Source organism: Streptomyces sp. CA-106110 (assembly GCF_050936285.1).
Classification (GTDB): domain Bacteria; phylum Actinomycetota; class Actinomycetes; order Streptomycetales; family Streptomycetaceae; genus Streptomyces.
Genome location: NZ_JBNJNB010000001.1, coordinates 7,540,728 through 7,559,286 on the forward strand (window position 1 = coordinate 7,540,728; position 18,559 = coordinate 7,559,286).

General features: G+C 69.5%; 20 protein-coding genes, 1 tRNA gene and 1 riboswitch. Of the genes, 15 read left to right on the forward strand and 6 right to left on the reverse strand.

Translation table 11 applies throughout. The features are described 5' to 3' along the window. Positions 1 to 427: 427 nt before the first annotated feature. The 7 genes from ACQEXA_RS34710 to ACQEXA_RS34740 all read left to right on the forward strand — a co-directional run bounded on the left by ACQEXA_RS34710 (position 428) and on the right by ACQEXA_RS34740 (position 7,237). Positions 428 to 1,849 carry an amino acid permease gene (locus ACQEXA_RS34710; RefSeq protein ID WP_432928207.1) on the forward strand — a complete coding sequence of 474 codons (1,422 nt, stop codon included), beginning with the start codon at positions 428 to 430 and terminating at the stop codon, positions 1,847 to 1,849. 225 nt (positions 1,850 to 2,074) lie between these two features. Beyond that, positions 2,075 to 2,497: a Mov34/MPN/PAD-1 family protein gene (locus ACQEXA_RS34715; RefSeq protein WP_433131973.1), complete on the forward strand. Its 423-nt coding sequence runs from the start codon at positions 2,075 to 2,077 to the stop codon at positions 2,495 to 2,497. A 79-nt stretch (positions 2,498 to 2,576) separates the two neighbouring features. Further along, positions 2,577 to 2,672: a putative leader peptide gene (locus ACQEXA_RS34720; protein ID WP_432928205.1), complete on the forward strand. Its 96-nt coding sequence runs from the start codon at positions 2,577 to 2,579 to the stop codon at positions 2,670 to 2,672. A gap of 149 nt (positions 2,673 to 2,821) precedes the next feature. Beyond that, positions 2,822 to 3,163: a MoaD/ThiS family protein gene (locus ACQEXA_RS34725; RefSeq protein ID WP_432928203.1), complete on the forward strand. Its 342-nt coding sequence runs from the start codon at positions 2,822 to 2,824 to the stop codon at positions 3,161 to 3,163. A 6-nt stretch (positions 3,164 to 3,169) separates the two neighbouring features. Further along, on the forward strand, positions 3,170 to 4,120 hold the full coding sequence (locus ACQEXA_RS34730; protein ID WP_432928201.1) for a PLP-dependent cysteine synthase family protein: 951 nt from the start codon (positions 3,170 to 3,172) through the stop codon (positions 4,118 to 4,120). 366 nt (positions 4,121 to 4,486) lie between these two features. Continuing rightward, a complete protein-coding gene (locus ACQEXA_RS34735; protein WP_432928199.1) occupies positions 4,487 to 6,562 on the forward strand; it encodes a putative Ig domain-containing protein in 2,076 nt (691 codons plus the stop codon). A gap of 141 nt (positions 6,563 to 6,703) precedes the next feature. Beyond that, entirely contained in the window at positions 6,704 to 7,237 is a 534-nt protein-coding gene (locus tag ACQEXA_RS34740; RefSeq protein ID WP_433131975.1) for a hypothetical protein, read from the forward strand. A gap of 46 nt (positions 7,238 to 7,283) precedes the next feature. Here the strand turns inward: ACQEXA_RS34740 and ACQEXA_RS34745 are convergent, their stop codons facing one another. Further along, positions 7,284 to 7,724, reverse strand: a complete 441-nt coding sequence (locus ACQEXA_RS34745; protein WP_432928195.1) for a type II toxin-antitoxin system PemK/MazF family toxin — start codon at positions 7,722 to 7,724, stop codon at positions 7,284 to 7,286. A gap of 246 nt (positions 7,725 to 7,970) precedes the next feature. Between ACQEXA_RS34745 and ACQEXA_RS34750 the strand changes: the two genes are divergently transcribed. Then, positions 7,971 to 8,723 (forward strand): MBL fold metallo-hydrolase, encoded by a 753-nt coding sequence (locus ACQEXA_RS34750; RefSeq protein ID WP_432928193.1) that lies wholly within the window; start codon positions 7,971 to 7,973, stop codon positions 8,721 to 8,723. Between the two features lie 85 nt (positions 8,724 to 8,808). Here ACQEXA_RS34750 and ACQEXA_RS34755 read toward each other — a convergent pair whose 3' ends face one another. Then, positions 8,809 to 10,059 carry a PTS transporter subunit EIIC gene (locus tag ACQEXA_RS34755; RefSeq protein WP_359391600.1) on the reverse strand — a complete coding sequence of 417 codons (1,251 nt, stop codon included), beginning with the start codon at positions 10,057 to 10,059 and terminating at the stop codon, positions 8,809 to 8,811. Between the two features lie 434 nt (positions 10,060 to 10,493). On the opposite strand from ACQEXA_RS34755, the gene ACQEXA_RS34760 reads away from it, so the two are divergent. From ACQEXA_RS34760 to rdgB, 4 genes are all read left to right on the forward strand, one after another. Next, positions 10,494 to 10,727 carry a glucose PTS transporter subunit EIIB gene (locus tag ACQEXA_RS34760; RefSeq protein ID WP_043440579.1) on the forward strand — a complete coding sequence of 78 codons (234 nt, stop codon included), beginning with the start codon at positions 10,494 to 10,496 and terminating at the stop codon, positions 10,725 to 10,727. A 75-nt stretch (positions 10,728 to 10,802) separates the two neighbouring features. Then, complete coding sequence (gene rph / locus ACQEXA_RS34765) at positions 10,803 to 11,534, forward strand: ribonuclease PH (RefSeq protein WP_359391599.1); 732 nt, start codon at positions 10,803 to 10,805, stop codon at positions 11,532 to 11,534. A 163-nt stretch (positions 11,535 to 11,697) separates the two neighbouring features. Beyond that, on the forward strand, positions 11,698 to 12,096 hold the full coding sequence (locus tag ACQEXA_RS34770; RefSeq protein ID WP_433131977.1) for a hypothetical protein: 399 nt from the start codon (positions 11,698 to 11,700) through the stop codon (positions 12,094 to 12,096). A 61-nt stretch (positions 12,097 to 12,157) separates the two neighbouring features. Beyond that, a complete protein-coding gene (rdgB, locus tag ACQEXA_RS34775; RefSeq protein ID WP_432928187.1) occupies positions 12,158 to 12,760 on the forward strand; it encodes an RdgB/HAM1 family non-canonical purine NTP pyrophosphatase in 603 nt (200 codons plus the stop codon). A gap of 53 nt (positions 12,761 to 12,813) precedes the next feature. Here the strand turns inward: rdgB and ACQEXA_RS34780 are convergent. The 3 genes from ACQEXA_RS34780 to bcp all read right to left on the reverse strand — a co-directional run bounded on the left by ACQEXA_RS34780 (position 12,814) and on the right by bcp (position 14,567). Then, positions 12,814 to 12,898: transfer RNA gene (locus ACQEXA_RS34780), tRNA-Leu, on the reverse strand. A 42-nt stretch (positions 12,899 to 12,940) separates the two neighbouring features. Then, on the reverse strand, positions 12,941 to 13,960 hold the full coding sequence (locus ACQEXA_RS34785; protein WP_432928185.1) for an HNH endonuclease: 1,020 nt from the start codon (positions 13,958 to 13,960) through the stop codon (positions 12,941 to 12,943). A gap of 139 nt (positions 13,961 to 14,099) precedes the next feature. Then, a complete protein-coding gene (gene bcp / locus ACQEXA_RS34790; RefSeq protein ID WP_433131979.1) occupies positions 14,100 to 14,567 on the reverse strand; it encodes a thioredoxin-dependent thiol peroxidase in 468 nt (155 codons plus the stop codon). A gap of 166 nt (positions 14,568 to 14,733) precedes the next feature. Between bcp and ACQEXA_RS34795 the strand changes: the two genes are divergently transcribed. The 3 genes from ACQEXA_RS34795 (at position 14,734) to ACQEXA_RS34805 (ending at position 15,937) form a co-directional block, all read left to right on the forward strand. Then, complete coding sequence (locus ACQEXA_RS34795) at positions 14,734 to 15,072, forward strand: DUF3618 domain-containing protein (protein ID WP_432928181.1); 339 nt, start codon at positions 14,734 to 14,736, stop codon at positions 15,070 to 15,072. A 44-nt stretch (positions 15,073 to 15,116) separates the two neighbouring features. After that, positions 15,117 to 15,458, forward strand: coding sequence for a GroES family chaperonin (locus ACQEXA_RS34800; RefSeq protein WP_043440554.1), 342 nt, complete (start codon positions 15,117 to 15,119; stop codon positions 15,456 to 15,458). 66 nt (positions 15,459 to 15,524) lie between these two features. Continuing rightward, positions 15,525 to 15,583: riboswitch (guanidine-III (ykkC-III) riboswitch) on the forward strand. A 33-nt stretch (positions 15,584 to 15,616) separates the two neighbouring features. Further along, positions 15,617 to 15,937 (forward strand): DMT family transporter, encoded by a 321-nt coding sequence (locus ACQEXA_RS34805; protein WP_359391593.1) that lies wholly within the window; start codon positions 15,617 to 15,619, stop codon positions 15,935 to 15,937. Between the two features lie 91 nt (positions 15,938 to 16,028). Here ACQEXA_RS34805 and ACQEXA_RS34810 read toward each other — a convergent pair whose 3' ends face one another. Continuing rightward, positions 16,029 to 18,464, reverse strand: coding sequence for a transglycosylase domain-containing protein (locus tag ACQEXA_RS34810; protein ID WP_432928179.1), 2,436 nt, complete (start codon positions 18,462 to 18,464; stop codon positions 16,029 to 16,031). Between the last annotated feature and the right edge of the window lie 95 nt (positions 18,465 to 18,559).

Below are 18,559 nucleotides of genomic sequence, written 5' to 3' on the forward strand. Positions count from 1 at the left end.
CGGTCGCCCGCCGCGGCGGGGGAGCCGGGTTCCGTGGGCGGCCGGAGGCCAGGACGGGACCTGTATTGCCAGGCTGGGCGCGGGCCGTGCAGCCGCCCGCCGGTCACCTGAACGTGTCCATGTGGTCGCTTAGAGGACACTCAAATCCGGATAACGATCGCGTCACCACCGCCGTCCTGTTTGTCACCCTTCGCGCCTCGTGGGTGTCACTGAGTGTGGCGCACCTCATACACCGAGCGATGGATCAACCTCACGGCGTGGTAGACCTTCACGACCGCTTGGCGGAGGGCAGCACCCATGTCCGGCCGGGCGCGCCACCGAGTCGACGGACCGTCGGCCAGGCACACTCCAGCAAATCCGGGGGGATCGGAACCCGATCCGAGGTCGCACGAGCGGCTCGGATCGGCATGGAGAAAGGCGCACCGACATGACCTCGTCCCAGGTCGACCAGGAGCACGACATCGGCAAGGCCGTGGGCGGCGAGGCCGCCGAGGAGGGATACCGGCGCGGTCTCAACAGCCGCCAGGTCCAGATGATCGCCATCGGCGGCGCGATCGGCACCGGGCTCTTCTACGGCTCGAGTGCCAGCATCGCGAAGATCGGGCCCAGCCTCATCGCGTGCTACGCGGCCGCCGGCATCGTGATCTTCTTCATCATGCGGGCCCTCGGGGAACTGCTCACCTATCGCCCGACATCGGGCAGCTTCGCCGACTACGCCCGGGAGTTCTTCGGCCCCTTCGCCGGGTTCGTCACCGGTTGGTCGTACTGGGCGCTGTGGATCACCGCGTGCATGTCCGAGGTCACGGCGGCCGGTCACTACATCAACTACTGGTGGCCCTCGGTGCCCGTCTGGTCCACCGCCGCCATCGCGCTGGCCGTGCTCTTCATCGCCAACCTGGTCTCGGTCAAGCTCTTCGGGGAGCTGGAGTTCTGGTTCTCCACCGTCAAGGTGACGGCGATCGTCGCCATGATCGTCATCGGCATCGGCATCCTCACCTTCGGCTTCTCCTCCGTCGGTGACACCGCCTCGGTCAGCCATCTGTGGTCGGACGGCGGGTTCGCCCCCAGCGGCACCTGGCAGGCCATGCTGGCCATGCAGGGCGTGATCTTCGCCTACCTGGGTGTCGAACTGGTGGGCATCACCGCCGGGGAGGCCGAGAACCCGAAGAAGACCCTCCGCCGGGCCATCAACACCCTTCCGGTCCGTATCGGCATCTTCTACGTCGGCTCGCTGATCGTCATCCTCTCCGTCTACAGCTGGACCAAGTACACCCCGGGTGTGAGCCCGTTCGTGCAGGTCTTCGGGGCCGTCGGCATCCCGGGCGCGGCCGGGATCATGAACTTCGTGGTGCTCACCGCCGCGCTGTCGTCCTGCAACTCGGGCATCTACTCCACTGGCCGGATGCTGCGCGGGCTGGCCCTCAGCGGAGAGGCCCCCGACACGGTGGCCAGGCTCAGCGGCCGGCAGCTGCCGCTGCCCGCGCTGGTGGTCTCGACGCTCGTCATGGGGCTCGGCGTGGTGGTCAACGTCCTCTCGCCGGACAAGGCGTTCGTCTACATCACCTCGGTCGCCACCTGCGCCGGGCTGTGGACCTGGATCATGATCCTCGCCGCTCATCTGCGCTACCGCTCCCGGGTCAGGGCCGGTCTCCTGCCGGCCTCCGACTTCCGGATGCCGGGCGCGCCGGTCACCAACTGGCTCGGCATCGCGGCCCTCGGCTTCGTCGTCGTCCTGATGGCGCTCAACGGTGACACCCGGCTCGGCCTGTACGTCTTCGGCGTCTGGTTCCTGCTGCTCGTCGTCGGCTACCAGGCCGCCGTCCGGCGCCGCCCGGCCGAGGTCGCGTAGTCGCCGGCCCACCAGTAATACAACCCGGCCGCTGAGGGAGGGCACCGGCTGGACCTGCGGTGACCCCCCGGGCTTCCTGGCCGCACCGCCGGCCGCCCGCCGCTCACGGTGTCCGCGATATGGGCCGTCCTGTACCACTTTCCGGTACGGGGCGGCCCGTTCGCCGCTCGCCGCCGCTCCGCCTGACGCGCTGCGCGCGGACCCTGTCTGCTTATCCTGACCGTCATGCTGACCATCACCCAGGCCCTCGTCGACCAGATCGTCGCCCACGCGCGCAAGGACCACCCCGACGAAGCGTGCGGCGTGGTCGCGAGCCCGGTGGGCTCCGGCCGCCCCGAGCGCTTCATCCCGATGCTGAACGCGGCCCGCTCGCCCACGTTCTACGAGTTCGACTCCGGCGATCTGCTCAAGCTGTACCGGGATATGGACGACCGCGACGAGGAGCCGGTGGTCATCTACCACTCCCACACCGCGACCGAGGCGTACCCGTCCCGCACCGACATCTCGTACGCCAACGAGCCCGGCGCGCACTACGTCCTGGTCTCCACCGCCGACACGGACGACGCGGGCCCGTTCCAGTTCCGTTCGTTCCGGATTCTGGAGGGCGAGGTGACGGAAGAGGAGGTCACCGTGGTGGAGCACTACTGATCCCGCAATTCGGTCAGAATTCATCCATCATGTGAGATCACACTCCGGTCACCGGCACGGGAATCGATACGATGACCCCATGGTTTTCCACGACGTGAGCGAGAAGACGCCGGGCATGCTGCTCGTGGCGCGGCTGCACGTCGACCTGTGCAGGCTGAACAGCGCCTTCTGTTGACGCCGCCCTGTCGCCGACGGCCATGAGGGCCGCGGCACTCCGCCCCGCGTTCCACCCGCTCTTGCGCCGCAGTGTGCCGTCCGTCCAGCCCTCGGCTCCGAGCTGGGGGCACCCCCCATCCAGACCTCTCCCGACAGGAGCCCCAAGCCATGGCCATCGAGGTCCGCATCCCCACCATCCTGCGCCAGTACACCGACGGTCAGAAGGCCGTCGAGGGCAACGGGGAGACCCTCGCCGAACTCCTCGCCGACCTCGAGACGCGTCACGCGGGCATCCAGGGCCGCATCGTCGACGAGGCCGCCGGCGGCGAGCTGCGCCGGTTCGTGAACGTCTACCTGAACGACGAGGACGTCCGCTTCCTCGACGGCATCAACACCAAGCTCGCCGACGGCGACAACGTGACGATCCTGCCGGCCGTGGCGGGAGGTTCTGCCGCGGCGCAGCCGCGGCCGGCCCGTGCGGTGGCCGGGCGGCGCTCCGGAACGGCCTGATCGCAGATGCGCTACGACTCTCCGCTCGCCGCGGTGGGCAACACCCCTCTGGTGCGCCTGCCGCGGCTCTCGCCGTCCGCCGACGTCCGTATCTGGGCCAAGCTGGAGGACCGCAACCCGACCGGCTCGGTCAAGGACCGCCCCGCGCTGCACATGATCGAGCAGGCGGAGAAGGACGGGCGGCTGACCCCGGGCTGCACGATCCTGGAGCCCACCTCGGGCAACACGGGCATCTCGCTGGCCATGGCGGCCAAGCTCAAGGGCTACCGCATGGTGTGCGTGATGCCCGAGAACACCTCCCAGGAGCGCCGGGACCTGCTGGGCATGTGGGGAGCCGAGATCATCTCCAGCCCGGCCGCCGGCGGCTCCAACACCGCGGTGCGCGTCGCCAAGGAACTGGCGGCCGAGCACCCGGACTGGGTGATGCTCTACCAGTACGGCAACCCGGACAACGCGGGCGCGCACTACGCCACGACCGGGCCCGAGATCCTCGCCGACCTGCCGTCCATCACGCACTTCGTGGCCGGTCTCGGCACCACCGGCACGCTCATGGGCGTGGGCCGCTATCTGCGCGAGAACAAGCCGGACGTGAAGATCGTCGCGGCCGAGCCGCGCTATGACGACCTGGTGTACGGCCTCAGGAACCTCGACGAGGGCTTCGTACCCGAGTTGTACGACGCCTCGGTGCTCACCACCCGCTTCTCGGTCGGCTCGGCGGACGCGGTGACCCGTACCCGTGAACTCCTGCAGCAGGAAGGCATCTTCGCCGGGGTTTCCACCGGTGCCGCCCTGCACGCGGCCATCGGGGTCGGCAACAAGGCGGTCAAGGCGGGCGAGAGCGCCGACATCGTCTTCATCGTGGCCGACGGCGGCTGGAAGTACCTGTCGACGGGCGTCTACACGGCGGCGACGACGGAAGAGGCGATCGAGACGCTGCACGGCCAACTGTGGGCATAGGGTTATCCCTATAGGGGTGACCGGGGGTTTCGCCCCCGGGACCCGCCTTCTCATCATCGCGCCAACCCCTGTCCATGGGTGCGCTAAGTGCCGCCTATGGAGCGGCAAAGATCTTCCTCCGGGACTGCCCGCTCTCTCCGCTCCGGGGCTACGTTCTGCCCGCATCCTGTCATGACCCGCTCACTGGGCCCTGTGGGGTGTTCAAGGTGTTCCAGGTGTCATGACCATGACCGTGCGTTCACCGTCGCTACGCGCGTCACGGCCTGCCACTCGCTCGTGAATCCCCACTTACGGCTGTGGCTCCGCGTTCGGCCCCACCCAGGCCGCCCGCGGCGCCAGCCTCAAACCGAGAGAGGCAGCACCCCCATGCGTGAGTCCCGCCCGAGCAAGCGGCGCCGGAGTCTGCGAAGACTCCTCACCGCCGCACTCCCCGCTCTCGCCCTCACCGTCGCCGGCCTCATGGCGGCCCCGTCCGCCGGCGCCCAGAGCGCCCCCGACACCGCGCAGTCCACGCACTCGACCCGCGCCGCCCAGAACGCCAAGGCGCTGACCGACCCCAAGGCCCAGACCTTCCACTCCACCGGCAAGGCCGGACAGAAGGTGTCGACACAGCACCTCTGCGGCACCCCCAGCGCCGGCCACGCCTCCTGCTTCGCCCAGCGGCGCACCGACATCAAGCAGCGGCTGTCCGCCGCGCTGGCCGCCGCACCCTCCGGCCTGAGCCCGGCCAACCTGCACAGCGCCTACAACCTGCCCTCCACCGGCGGCTCGGGCCTGACGGTCGCCGTGGTCGACGCCTACAACGACCCCAACGCCGCGTCGGACCTCGCGACCTACCGCTCGACCTACGGCCTGTCGGCGTGCACCAAGGCCAACGGCTGCTTCACGCAGGTCAGCCAGACCGGCTCCACCACGTCGCTGCCCTCCAACGACTCCGGCTGGGCCGGTGAGGAGGCGCTCGACATCGACATGGTCAGCGCCGTCTGCCCCAACTGCAACATCATCCTGGTCGAGGCCAACTCGGCCTCCGACAGCGACCTGGGCATCGCGGAGAACGAGGCCGTCTCCCTCGGCGCGAAGTTCGTCTCCAACAGCTGGGGCGGCTCCGAGTCCTCCTCCCAGACCAGTGAGGACACCCAGTACTTCAAGCACCCGGGTGTCGCCATCACGGTCTCCTCGGGCGACTCCGCCTACGGCGCCGAGTACCCGGCGACCTCCCAGTACGTGACCGCGGTCGGCGGCACCGCGCTGACGACGTCCTCCAACTCCCGTGGCTGGATCGAGTCGGTGTGGAAGACCAACAGCACCGAGGGCACCGGCTCCGGCTGCTCCGCCTACGACCCGAAGCCCTCCTGGCAGACCGACACCGGCTGCTCCCGGCGCATGGAGGCCGACGTCTCCGCCGTCGCCGACCCGGCCACCGGTGTGGCGGTCTACGACACCTATGGCGGCTCCGGCTGGGCGGTCTACGGCGGCACCAGCGCCTCCTCGCCGATCGTCGCCGGCGTCTACGCCCTCGCGGGCACCCCGGGCGCCAGCGACTACCCGGCGAAGTACCCGTACTCCCACACCTCCAACCTGTACGACGTCACCACCGGCAACAACGGCAGCTGCTCGCCCTCGTACTTCTGCACCGCCACCACCGGCTACGACGGCCCGACCGGCTGGGGCACCCCCAACGGCACCGCCGCCTTCACCGCCGGCAGCAGCAGCGGCAACACCGTGACCGTCACCAGCCCGGGCAGCCAGTCGACCACCACCGGCGGCTCGGTCAGCCTGCAGATCCACGCGACCGACAGCGCGGGTGCGGCCCTCACCTACAGCGCCACCGGTCTGCCGACGGGCCTGTCGATCAACAGCTCGACCGGCCTGATCTCCGGCACCGCCTCCACCGCGGGTACCTACAACGTGACCGTCACCGCCCAGGACTCCACGGGCGCCTCCGGCTCGGCCTCCTTCAGCTGGACGGTCGGCTCCTCCGGCGGCACCTGTTCCTCGGCGCAGCTGCTCGGGAACGCGGGCTTCGAGTCCGGCAACACCACCTGGACCGCCACCAGCGGGGTCATCACCAACGACACCGGTGAGGCCGCGCACAGCGGGTCGTACAAGGCCTGGCTCGACGGATACGGAACCTCGCACACCGACACGCTGTCCCAGTCGGTGACGATCCCGTCCGGCTGCAAGGCGACGTTCACCTTCTACCTGCACATCGACACGGCGGAGACCACCACCAGCACCCAGTACGACAAGCTGACGGTGACCGCCGGGTCGACCACGCTGGCGACGTACTCGAACCTCAACAAGGCCTCGGGATACGCCCAGAAGTCCTTCGACCTCTCCTCGTTCGCGGGGTCCACGGTCACCCTCAAGTTCAGCGGCGTGGAGGACTCCTCGCTGCAGACCAGCTTCGTCGTCGACGACACCGCCCTGACGACCAGCTGACGCACCTGTGCGCAAAGGGCCCCGGCCGTGTGTGCGGCCGGGGCCCGGTGGCGCTCGGCCAGGGATCCTGATGGGCTGGAGAAACGTCACACCAGCGGCAGGGCACAGGACAATGGACGAGGCACAGGAAGGCGGCCGCCCATGCGCCGTACGACGTTCCACCGGACCACCCTCGTCGCCGCCGCGGCAGCGGCGCTCCTCGTCGCGGGCTGCGGCAGCGGGGGCGGCGGCTCGGCCGCGGGCAGCGGGGCGTCGACCCCGTCGGGCCCGACACCGGCCTCGGCGTCCCCTTCTCCCTCCCCCTCCCTGTCGCCATCGGCACCGCCCTCCCCGGCCCCCATGGCGAGCGGGACGGTCTGTGCTCCGGAGGTACAGCTCACCGCGGCCGACACCGGTCGCACCGTATGCCTGACACAGGGCGGACAGCTCCGCCTCACCCTGGACGGCACCCAGGACCGGCCGTGGACCACCGTGAAGGCCACCGGCGGCGCACTCCAGGCCACCAACGCCGGCATCGTCATCCAGCCCGGCGACGCCGTCGCCGCCTACAAAGCGGTGGCTCCGGGCACGGCACGGCTCACCGCGACCCGCCCGCTGTGCGCCAAGCGCCCGGGCCAGGTGTCGTGCCTGGGAATCGAGCAGTGGACGGTCACGGTCACGGTGACCGAGCCATGAGAACGCGTCACGCGGACGACGCCACGAGGACCAACCATGAGGCCGATCACCCCGCCAGGTACCGCACCTGATCCCACAGTGCGGGGTCCACCACGCCCACCCGGCGCCGGAAATCCCACAGCGGAACGTCCCGCAGCTCGTCGGTCTCCAGGAAGCTGGGCCGGCCGTGGGCGTCGGCGACCGTCCCCGGCGGCAGCGGGATGACTCCCGCCCGCTCGTCGTGGTACCGGCTGGTGATCTTCGCGACGGTCGCGCTGCTCCCGTGCACCGTCAGCACCAGACACGGCCGTTCCTTGCCGCCCGGCCGGTCGTCGTACGGCACACTCGCCCACCAGATCTCGGCGGGCCGTGGATGCACCCCGGTGCGGCCCGGCGGACGCGTGGCCGCACGGCGACGGCGGTGCCCGCGCCCCCAGCCGTCCACCAGCGTCGCGACCAGCGCCAGCAGCACCACCGCCGCCAGCGCGAGCCACCAGGACGTGTCCATATGGATGACGGTACCGGCGCGTCCGGCGCGTCGCCCGCCCTTCACAACTGCCGCGCGCCCTACCGCGCCCCTCATGCGCCGTCGGTCCAGCCGAACCGGTGACACCACAGGTGAGTTCGCCCACAACGGCCCCTGGCGGAGGAGCGACCGGCCCTTTTGCGCCTTACGCTCGACGGACCGCACGACCCCCGTCACCGTCCACATCCCTGCCTTCTGCACTATCTGCCACGCGGAGGTTCCAGCTTTATGAAGCTCACCGTCGTCGGCTGCTCGGGGTCGTTTCCGTCCGCGGACTCGGCCTGCTCGAGCTACCTCGTCGAGGCCGACGGCTTCCGGCTGCTTCTCGACATGGGCAACGGCGCCCTGGGCGAGCTGCAGCGCCACTGCGGTCTCTACGACCTCGACGCGATCTTCCTCAGCCATCTCCACGCCGACCACTGCATCGACATGCTCGGGTACTTCGTCGCGCGCTACTACCGCCACGACGGCGGCCGCGCGGCACCCATCCCGGTCTACGGTCCCGAGGGCACCGAGCAGCGCCTCACCACTGCCTACGCCGACACCCCCTCGGCCTCCTCGATGAGCGAGGTCTTCGACTTCCACACGGTCAAGCCGGGCACGTTCGAGATCGGCCCCTTCACCGTCCACACGGAACGCGTCCGCCACCCCGTGGAGGCGTACGGCATCCGGGTCGAGCACGGCGGCAGGTCGCTCACGTACTCCGGCGACACCGGCGTGAGCGAGGCGCTGGACGAACTCGCCCGCGACACGGACCTGTTCCTGTGCGAGGCGGCGTTCACCTACGGCAAGGAGAACATCCCGGACCTCCACCTCAACGGCCGCGAGGCCGGCGAGGCGGCCGCCCGCGCCGGTGCCCGCCGCCTGATCCTGACCCACATCCCGCCGTGGACCGACCCGGAGATCAACCTGGCGGACGCCCGCGCGGTCTACAAGGGTCCGGTGGAGCTGGCGGCGGCGCGCGCCACGTACGAGGTCTAGCCCCGCCGCACGGGAAACCCCCGCACACGCCCGAAGGCCCCGGAACCGAAGAGGTTCCGGGGCCTTCGTGTCGCTCGTGAGGGGCTCACGCCTTGGTGAGGTCCTCGACCTCCTCCTCGGGCTCGCGGCCCGGGGTGGGGAGGTTGAACTTGGTGATCGCGAAGCGGAAGACGACGTAGTAGATCGCCGCGAACACAAGGCCGATCGGGATGATCAGCCAGGGCTTGGTGGCCAGGTTCCAGTTGAGTCCGTAGTCGATGACGCCGGCGGAGAAGGTGAAGCCCGCGTGGACGCCGAGCGCCCAGGTGATCGCCATGGACAGGGCCGTGAGGACCGCGTGGATCGCGTACAGCACCGGGGCGATGAACATGAACGAGAACTCGATCGGCTCGGTCACACCGGTCACGAAGGAGGTCAGCGCCAGCGAGATCATCATGCCCATCACGGCCTTGCGGCGCTCGGGGCGGGCGGAGTGCGCGATGGCGATCGCCGCGGCCGGCAGACCGAACATCATGATCGGGAAGAAGCCCGACATGAACTGTCCGGCGGTCGGGTCACCGGCGAAGAAGCGGTTGAGGTCACCGTGGACGACCTGGCCGGCCGAGTTCTTGAAGTCACCGATCTGGAACCAGGAGACGGTGTTCACGAACTGGTGCATGCCGACCGGGATCAGCGCACGGTTGATCAGACCGAAGAGGCCCGCGCCCAGGGCGCCGAGACCGGTGATCCACTCGCCGAAGTTCGAGATGCCCTCGCCGATCGGCTTCCAGATCAGGCCGAAGAAGACGCCGGCGAGCGTACCGACGAAGGCCATGATGATCGGCACCAGGCGACGGCCGTTGAAGAAGCCGAGCCAGTCCACCAGCTTGGTGCGGTGGAAGCGCTGCCACAGCACGGCGGACAGCAGACCCATGAGGATGCCGCCGAGGACACCGGGGTTGTTGTAGGTCGCGGCTATGTCGGCGCCGGCCTGGACCTTCGCCTCGGTGACCGGGAAGGCCTTCAGTACGTTGCTGTAGACCAGGAAGCCGACCAGGGCGGCGAGCGCGGTCGAGCCGTCGGCCTTCTTCGCGAAACCGATCGCGACACCGATGCAGAAGAGCATCGGGAGGTTGTCGAAGATCGCGCCACCGGCTGTGGCGAACACCGCTGTGACCTTGTCGGGCAGGTTCAGCTTGTCGTGGATGTCCTGCTGCCCCAGCCGCAGCAGGATGCCCGCCGCCGGCAGCACGGCGATCGGGAGCTGAAGACTGCGGCCGACCTTCTGCAGGCCCTGGAACAGACCTGATCCCCGCTTCTTTGCGGGGGCCGCCGAGGTTGCGGTGGCGGTGCTCATAGTTCCTCCATGTACCGGGGCTGCCGGGGGACGGGAAGGGCGAAAAGGGGTGGACAGCACCCGCGTGGTCTACACCACTCACTGGTGTAGACCTGTTCTAGCACGGTGAAGGTGGGACAAGGAACCCATGGAATCCGTGGCCGTAAAAATGCGGCAAGTAGTGTCGCACTCGTCGCGAATCACCCGAAACGATAGCCCGAGGGGCGTATGTGACCAGAAGTCCGATCGGCGTGACGATCGCCACGTCACGCCGACGCCCCCGCGCGCACCCCAGACAGCCGGGTTGGCGGCGTTTCCCCAAGTGGTGTAGACCAGCCCAGGACGGTCGCGCCGTCGGGAACGCCTGTCTCGGGTTCGGACGACCAGACCGCTCGCGAAGTTGGGCCGACTGTGGGTTACTGCGACAAAGCGGTTCCGGATCAGGGAGAAAAGACATGGCCAGCAAGGCTGAGAAGATCGTTGCCGGGCTCGGTGGCATCGACAACATCGACGAGATCGAGGGCTGCATCACCCGGCTGCGCACCGAGGTCCACGACGCCTCGCTGGTCGACGAGGCCGCCCTGAAGGCCGCCGGCGCCCACGGCGTGGTCAAGATGGGGACCGCCATCCAGGTCGTCATCGGCACCGACGCGGACCCCATCGCCGCGGAGATCGAAGACATGATGTGAGCCACCCGCTCACACATCAGGGGCCCTTCCCACCGGGAAGCGGCCCCTGACCCATGTACGACTAGGCTCGGTCCCATGTCTCGCATCGACGGCCGCTCCCCCGAACAGCTCCGCCCCGTCACCATCGAACGCGGCTGGAGCAAGCACGCCGAGGGCTCCGTCCTCGTCTCCTTCGGCGACACCAAAGTCCTCTGCACCGCCTCCGTCACCGAAGGCGTCCCGCGCTGGCGCAAGGGCAGCGGAGAAGGGTGGGTCACCGCCGAGTACGCCATGCTGCCCCGCTCCACCAACACCCGCGGTGACCGCGAGGCCGTCAAGGGCAAGATCGGCGGCCGCACGCACGAGATCAGCCGGCTCATCGGCCGCTCCCTGCGCGCCGTCGTCGACTACAAGTCGCTCGGCGAGAACACCATCGTCCTCGACTGCGACGTCCTCCAGGCCGACGGCGGCACCCGCACCGCCGCGATCACCGGCGCCTACGTGGCACTCGCCGACGCGGTCGCCTGGGCCCAGCACAAGAAGCTCGTGAAGGCCGGCCGGCAGCCGCTGACCGGCACCGTCTCGGCCGTCTCCGTCGGCATCGTCGGCGGCGTCCCCCTCCTCGACCTGTGCTACGAGGAGGACGTACGCGCCGAGACCGACATGAACGTCGTCTGCACCGGCGACGGCCGCTTCGTCGAGGTGCAGGGCACCGCCGAGGCCACACCCTTCGACCGCAAGGAACTCAACGCCCTGCTCGACCTGGCGGTCGCGGGCTGCGACCAGCTCACCGCGATCCAGCGGGCGGTCCTCGAGGCAACCGCATAGCGCCGCCCGGCGTTTTCAGGGACAGCCGCACTACTGCGATGGGGCGCCCGGGGCCTTCCCGGGCGCCCCACGCAGCTCTCCACGACCCCCACGGGTCGGCGAGCCGGACCGGCCGGCGCGCCACGGAGCGTGCGGCACCGCCAACGGGGAGGGAAACCGTTCCATGGCCGCGCGCCACCGCCGACGCATCGCCACCGCCGCATTCGCCGCCGTCGCCGTACTCACCGCCGTGGGCGCGAGCGCGGGCTGCGACGCCGTCGACAAGGCGATCGACTGCGTACAGACCGCCGACGCCATCGCCGACAGCGTCACCGACCTTCAGCAGGCCGTCGAGAACGCCGCGAACGACCCCGCACAGACCGACACGTCCCTCGACTCCATCGAGAAGAACCTCGACCAGATCGGCGATAAAACGGACAACGTCGACGTCAATAAGGCAGTCGACGACCTCCGCAAGGCCGTCACCGACGTCCGCCAGGCCGTCCAGAACGGCAACAAGACCCCCGACGTCGGACCGGTGACCGACGCAGCGGGAGAGCTGACCAAGGTCTGCCCGTCGTAGCGCCCCGCAACCCCCGGGGGCAGGGGCGGGCGCGGCCCGCGGCGCACGGATACTGGGGGGCATGACCCGCCTGATCCTCGCCACGCGCAACGCCGGAAAGATCACCGAACTCAGGGCGATCCTCGCCGACGCGGGCCTCCCGCACGACCTGGTCGGCGCGGACGCCTACCCCGACATCCCCGACGTCAAGGAAACAGGCGTCACCTTCGCCGAGAACGCCCTGCTCAAAGCCCACGCCCTGGCCCAGGCCACGGGTCTGCCCGCGGTGGCGGACGACTCGGGCCTGTGCGTGGACGTCCTGCACGGCGCCCCCGGCATCTTCTCGGCCCGCTGGGCCGGCTGGCACGGCGACGACAAGGCGAACCTGGATCTGCTCCTGGCCCAGCTCGCCGACATCGACGACGCCCACCGCGCCGCCCACTTCGCCTGCGCGGCGGCCCTGGCCCTGCCGGACGGCACGGAACGCGTGGTCGAGGGCCAACTGAAGGGCACCCTCCGCCACACCCCGTCGGGCAGCAACGGCTTCGGCTACGACCCGATCCTCCAGCCGGAGGGCGAGACCCGCACCTGCGCCGAACTGGCCCCCGAGGAGAAGAACGCGATCAGCCACCGGGGGAAGGCGTTTCGGGCGCTGGTACCGGTGGTGCGGGAGTTGCTGGGCTGAGGCCCGGCCATGAGCAAGGCCCGGTCCGTATGGACCGGGCCTCTTCATGTCTGTGCGGTCGGTGGGACTCGAACCCACACGGGATTTCTCCCACGGGCACCTAAAACCCGCGCGTATCGCCTATTTCGCCACGACCGCCCCAAAGCGGGCATTTCATTGCGCTGCGCCGCTTTGTGTCGCTCAGTGTACGGGGGAGTCCTCCTGCCTCGCCGAGCGCCCGCCCTTCTGCCTGCACCATGTTGCGGTCAGTGCATGGCAGTTCGGGCACAGGTACCGCAGGTTCTCGATGCGGTTGTCCAGCCAGTCGCCGTTGATGTGATCGATCTGAAGTGTGATCGGCTGCCCCAGCCACTGCCCCTGGTTTCCACAGGACGCGCAGCGGTAGGCAGTTCCCTCTTCCTGGAGCGCTGCGTGCAGGCGCGTCCGGTTGGGGCGCGCCGAACCGTCAGGGAGGACCACCAGCACCCGTTCCGCCGTGGCTGTGCGTGGAGCCACCGGTTCGACACCCCAGGTGCGCCGTGTGAAGTGGCTGGTGTCCAGGCCGAGTCGGGCGACCGCCCGGCGTACGCGCCGGTGGTTCGTGTCGTTCACCTCGAGTCCCAGGGCACGCATGACGTCGGCGTAGCTCATGGCCTTGGGCACGGCCGCGCGTAGTGCGTCCTCGGGGACCGCGGTACGGGCGTTGCGAAAGTGGGATGTGTCGATGCGCTGTTCTCGGAACATCCGTCCCAAGGCGGCGCGCGACCGGCTGTCATCGGGCACTCCCAGGATCCGGGCTGCTTCCCGCACACTTCCGGCGGACCTGGCTGCGGTCCGCAGTTGGTCGTGGGTGAAGGGAAGGTCCAAGTACGGCCGGTCGATGCCCGGGAAGTGGCTGATGTCGATACCGGCTGCCGCAATGCGGCGCCGGATGTGCGCGAGGGTGCCGGTCGCGGGCGTGGCGCCGAGCTTCAGCGCGACTTCGCGCAGCGTCGTGGACGATGCCGCCGCGGCGGCGATCGCGGCGTCCGGATATCTGCGCCATGGGCTTCGATGTGTGAAGTGACCGGTGTCGATTCCGTGGGCGGCGACTCGTTGCTGCAGAACGCGGCGCTGCCCGCCGCTGGGCTTGAGGCCCAGTCGGCGCATGAGGTCGTTCCACGTGCAGGACTGTGCGACCGCCGATGCCAGCGCGATTCGGTCGTACGGGCCCGTGGCCATGGCGCCCCCTCCGCTCTCGGCCGCGTGTTCGCAGCCCGTACGGATCAACGAACCGGATATCGGACAGTCACGCCCGGGAACGAAAACGGCCCGCGCCGGGGTGTACCGGTGCGGGCCGCGGGGCTCGAGGGATGTGTCGTCAGATGCCCAGGTCCTTGATGATCTTCGCCACGTGCCCCGTCGCCCGCACGTTGTACAGGGCGCGCTCGACCTTGCCCTCCTCGTCCACGATCACCGTGGAACGGATGACGCCGACGACCGTCCTGCCGTACATCGTCTTCTCGCCGAAGGCGCCGTACGCGTCCAGGACCTGCTTGTCGGGGTCGGCGAGGAGGGTGACCTCCAGGGACTCCTTCTCACGGAACTTCGCGAGCTTCTCCGGCTTGTCGGGCGAGATGCCGATGACGTCGTAGCCCGCGCCCGCCAGCAGTTCGAGGTTGTCGGTGAAGTCGCACGCCTGCTTGGTGCAGCCCGGGGTGAGCGCGGCCGGGTAGAAGTACACGATGACCTTGCGGCCCTTGTGGTCGGCCAGGGAGACCTCGTTGCCGTCGGCGTCCGGCAGGGTGAAGGCGGGGGCGGTGTCGCCGGGCTTGAGTCGCTCGCTCATCGGTACCTCACGTGGCAAGGGGCGGGTTACCCCGACGAGCCTAATCTCCTTCCGGTGCCTCCAGTGGGGGTGCCGGGGAGTGCGTCGGGGACGAAGCTGACAGACTGTCGACCACAGATGCAGGAATTGCGCGGAACACGTCGCAAACGACCACGGAGGAAGCGCGGTGGCGGACACGTCGAGCACGCCGGACACCAGGACTCCGGCGCAGATCGAGGCGGACATCGAGCGCCGTCGCGAAACCCTCGCCGAGACGCTCGACGAGATCGGCGTCCGGGTGCACCCGAAGACGATCGTCGGGGACGCGAAGGCCAAGGTCGTCTCCAACATCGACCACACGCTCGGGCGCGCCTACGTCGGCGTCAACCGGGTCGTCAGCGAGGTGAAGGGGCAGTTCGTCACAAAGGACGGTGCGCCGCGTCTGGAGCGTGTCGTGCCCGTGGCGCTGGTGGTCGTGGGGGTCGTCGGGCTGCTCGCCTACGGCTCCCGGCGGCGCAAGGGCTGACCCGGACGCGCACGGAGCCGTCGAAGGCGGGTAGGTTCGGGGGCGTGAGCGAGAAGACCCACCACGACAAGTTGCCCATCCGGATGCTGCACGACCGTGTGCTGGTGCGGCAGGACGCCGCCGAGGGTGAGCGCAGGTCCGGCGGCGGCATCCTGATCCCCGCGACGGCGGCCGTCGGCCGGCGCCTCGCCTGGGCCGAGGTCGTCGCGGTCGGGCAGAACGTACGGACCGTGGAGCCGGGTGACCGGGTCCTGTACGACCCGGAGGACCGGGCCGAGGTCGAGGTCCGTGGGACCGCGTACGTCCTGATGCGCGAACGCGATCTGCACGCCGTGGCCGCGGACCGCTTCGAGGGGTCGGAGGATTCCACGGGCCTGTACCTGTAGTTCACGTCGCAAAGGGGCTGGTGGCGGCTGTCACCAGCCCCTTTTTACGTTTCTTTGCTACGGTGGGCCGACCCGTGAGGGACCCGACGAGACGCGCCGTACCGGGACCGCAAAGACGACGCACCCCCTGTTGATCACGAGAACACGGAGGTGCCGTCATGGCCTGGGTTCTGCTTGTCGTCGCCGGCCTGCTGGAGGTCGGCTGGTCGGTCGGGATGAAGTACACCGACGGTTTCACCCGCCTGTGGCCGAGTCTGGCCACCGGCGCCGGCATCGTCGCGAGCATGCTGCTCCTGTCGTACGCCGCGAGATCGCTGCCGATCGGTACGGCGTACGGCGTCTGGGTGGGCATCGGCGCGGCGGGTGCGGCAGTGCTGGGCATGGCGGTCCTCGGCGAGCCCGCGACGGCCGCGCGGATCTTCTTCGTGGCGCTGCTGCTGGTGGCCGTGGTGGGGCTCAAGGCGACCTCGCCGCACTGATCCGCACGAGCCGCAAGATTCTGATGACTCGGACGATCCGGATCGACGGTCGTCCCGGCGGGGCATCCCGCCCGTTCACGCCCCTGCCGGTTCACGCTCCCGCTCCACCCGTCGCCCCGAGTGGGCCGGCCGTGTTGCCGGTCCCGGTGATTCCGCCGTCGCCGGGGCTGCGGTTTGGTTCCGTATCGCCTCCGGTGCCGGTGGTGCCGCGCCGGCCGGGAGGGCCGCCTGTTCCCGCGGTGCCGCCGGTGTCCGGGGTGGCCCCGTCGCCGGTGGTGCCGCCCGTGCCCGCGGTGCCGCCGCCGGTCGTGCCCGGTGTGCTGCCCGCTCCGGTGGTGGCGCCGTCGCTCCGACCGGGGGTCCGGTTCTGGTTCTGCCCCGGGGTGTTCGTCGGGCCGCCGTTGTTCCGGGGGCCGGCGCCGCCGGGCCGGTCGTCCCAGTTGTAGCCGCCGTTGAAGTCGCCGTTGTAGTCGCCGGGGGGCTCGTCGTAGGGCTGCGCACCCTCCTGCAGCTGCAGGTTGAAGTTTTGGATCTGATTGCCCTGGAGGGCCGCCTCCGTGAACTGGGCCCAGATCTCCGCCGGTGCGCCGCCGCCGTTGACGCGGTCCAGGCCCGTCGCTCCGTAGAGCGACTCGTGCCGGCCGGTGTCCGGGTCCTGGCCCATCACGGCGACCACCGTCGCCAGGTCCGGGGTGTAGCCGGCGAACCAGGCGGCCCGGTCGTCCTCCGAGGTGCCCGTCTTGCCCGCGGCGGGCCGGCCGGCGGCCTGGGCGGCCGTTCCGGTGCCGCTGTCCACCACGCTCTGCAGGATGGACGTGGTGGTGTCCGCCGCCTCGCGGCTCACCACCTGCCTGGGGGTCTCGTCCGGCAGCGTGACGTTCTCCTTGCCGTCCTTGGAGACCTTCTCGATCAGCGTGTAGGCGCCGTGCTTGCCGTGGTTGGCGAGCGTCGCGTACGCCTGGGCCATGTCGAGGACGCTGGCGGTGGCCGCACCGAGCGCGATCGACGGGTACGGGCTCATTTCGGGCGTGTTCTCGGGCACCCCGAGGTCGATCGCGGTCTGCCGGACCTTGGACGGGCCGACGTCGACCGCCATCTGGGCGTACACCGTGTTCACCGACTTGTCGGTGGCCGTGCCGACGGTGATCGGGCCGTACGAGACCTCGTCCTCGTTCTCGGGCGCGTATGTCCCGCCGCTCCAGCCGTCCACCGGGAGCTTGTTCGTGCCGTCGTACACCGTGTAGGGGTTGATGGTGTCGCCGTACTGCGTTTTGGCAGTGTTCTGGACGGCCGAGGTGAACACGAACGGCTTGAACGTGGAGCCGACCTGGTAGTCGCGGCGGGTCGCGTTGTTGACGTACTGCTTGGTGTAGTCGATGCCGCCGTACATCGCGAGGACCTTGCCGGTGGCCGGGTCGATGGCCACGCCGCCCGCGCGGACGTACCGGTCGACTTTGCGGTTCTTCTTGTCGAGCCTGCTCATCAGCTGGTCGTTCACGGCCTGGGTGAAGGCGTCCTGCTTGGACTTCTGCAAGGTGGTGGTGACGCGGTAGCCCCCGGCGGCCAGGGTGCTCTCGTCGATGACCTTGTTGCCGACGAGGTAGTCCCTGATGGCCTCGACGAGGTAGCCGCGCTGGCCGGACAGGCCGGGCGCGGTCACCGGCTCGCGTGGCATGGGGAACGTCACCGCCCGTCGTTGCGTCTCGGTCAGCCAGCGCATCTTCACCATGCCGTCGAGGACGTACTTCCAGCGGGCCATGGCCGCCGGCCCGTTCTCCGGGTGGGCGATGATGTCGTACTGGCTGGGTGCGTTCAGCAGGGCGGCGAGGTAGGCGCTCTGACCGACCGTGAGTTTTTTGGCGTCCACGCCGTAGTAGGCCTGTGCGGCGGCCTGGATGCCGTACGCGTTGCGGCCGAAGTAGCTGGTGTTGAGGTAGCCCTCGAGGATGTGGTCCTTGCTCTTCTCGCGGTCGAGCTTGATCGCGATGAAGAACTCCTTCACCTTTCGGGTGATGGTCTGCTCCTGGGCCAGGTAATAGTTCTTCACGTACTGCTGGGTGATCGTGGATCCGGACTGCTTGCCCTTGCCGCTGGCCGTGTTCCAGGCGGCGCGGACCATCGCCTTGGGGTCGACGGCGGACTCGGAGTAGAAGTCGCGGTCCTCGGCGGCGAGCGCCGCGTGCTGGGCGTCCTTGGACATCTGTGCGAGCGTCACGTTCTGGCGGTTGACCGAGCCGTCGCGGGCCAGTTCGGTGCCGTCCGCGTACAGGTACACGTTGCTCTGTTTGGTTGCGGCGGCGTTCGCGGCCGGGATGCTGACGATGGCGTATCCGAGCGCGAACAGGCCGGTCAGGAGCAGGAGTCCGGTCACGAAGGCGCCGAGCACCGTCCGCCAGGTCGGGATCAGCCTGCGCCGGCCCGTGCGGCCTGGACGCCCGGGCCGGCCGGGTGGTGGCCCGGTCAGCCCGGGCAGCTCGTCTTCTTCGGGTGCCAGGGTCTGGCTGCTGTGTTGCGGCTCGTCGCTCATCGTCTGCCGGACTCCCGTTTCGCGTCGTACGTTCCCGTACGCCAAGTGCGTCCCCGATGAAGACTGCCGCACCTCGCGCCCACGTTCCCGTTATG

What these genes read in the sequence shown, in the direction of transcription:
- bcp (WP_433131979.1), bottom strand. Translation starts at nt 14,567, where the DNA reads ATGAGCGAGCGACTCAAGCCCGGCGACACCGCCCCCGCCTTCACCCTG.
- ACQEXA_RS34785 (WP_432928185.1), bottom strand. Translation starts at nt 13,960, where the DNA reads ATGGCCACGGGCCCGTACGACCGAATCGCGCTGGCATCGGCGGTCGCA.
- ACQEXA_RS34715 (WP_433131973.1), top strand. Translation starts at nt 2,075, where the DNA reads ATGCTGACCATCACCCAGGCCCTCGTCGACCAGATCGTCGCCCACGCG.
- ACQEXA_RS34720 (WP_432928205.1), top strand. Translation starts at nt 2,577, where the DNA reads ATGGTTTTCCACGACGTGAGCGAGAAGACGCCGGGCATGCTGCTCGTG.
- ACQEXA_RS34730 (WP_432928201.1), top strand. Translation starts at nt 3,170, where the DNA reads ATGCGCTACGACTCTCCGCTCGCCGCGGTGGGCAACACCCCTCTGGTG.
- ACQEXA_RS34750 (WP_432928193.1), top strand. Translation starts at nt 7,971, where the DNA reads ATGAAGCTCACCGTCGTCGGCTGCTCGGGGTCGTTTCCGTCCGCGGAC.
- ACQEXA_RS34710 (WP_432928207.1), top strand. Translation starts at nt 428, where the DNA reads ATGACCTCGTCCCAGGTCGACCAGGAGCACGACATCGGCAAGGCCGTG.
- ACQEXA_RS34805 (WP_359391593.1), top strand. Translation starts at nt 15,617, where the DNA reads ATGGCCTGGGTTCTGCTTGTCGTCGCCGGCCTGCTGGAGGTCGGCTGG.
- ACQEXA_RS34745 (WP_432928195.1), bottom strand. Translation starts at nt 7,724, where the DNA reads ATGGACACGTCCTGGTGGCTCGCGCTGGCGGCGGTGGTGCTGCTGGCG.
- ACQEXA_RS34760 (WP_043440579.1), top strand. Translation starts at nt 10,494, where the DNA reads ATGGCCAGCAAGGCTGAGAAGATCGTTGCCGGGCTCGGTGGCATCGAC.
- ACQEXA_RS34735 (WP_432928199.1), top strand. Translation starts at nt 4,487, where the DNA reads ATGCGTGAGTCCCGCCCGAGCAAGCGGCGCCGGAGTCTGCGAAGACTC.
- rdgB (WP_432928187.1), top strand. Translation starts at nt 12,158, where the DNA reads ATGACCCGCCTGATCCTCGCCACGCGCAACGCCGGAAAGATCACCGAA.
- ACQEXA_RS34725 (WP_432928203.1), top strand. Translation starts at nt 2,822, where the DNA reads ATGGCCATCGAGGTCCGCATCCCCACCATCCTGCGCCAGTACACCGAC.
- ACQEXA_RS34740 (WP_433131975.1), top strand. Translation starts at nt 6,704, where the DNA reads ATGCGCCGTACGACGTTCCACCGGACCACCCTCGTCGCCGCCGCGGCA.
- ACQEXA_RS34755 (WP_359391600.1), bottom strand. Translation starts at nt 10,059, where the DNA reads ATGAGCACCGCCACCGCAACCTCGGCGGCCCCCGCAAAGAAGCGGGGA.
- ACQEXA_RS34810 (WP_432928179.1), bottom strand. Translation starts at nt 18,464, where the DNA reads ATGAGCGACGAGCCGCAACACAGCAGCCAGACCCTGGCACCCGAAGAA.
- ACQEXA_RS34770 (WP_433131977.1), top strand. Translation starts at nt 11,698, where the DNA reads ATGGCCGCGCGCCACCGCCGACGCATCGCCACCGCCGCATTCGCCGCC.
- rph (WP_359391599.1), top strand. Translation starts at nt 10,803, where the DNA reads ATGTCTCGCATCGACGGCCGCTCCCCCGAACAGCTCCGCCCCGTCACC.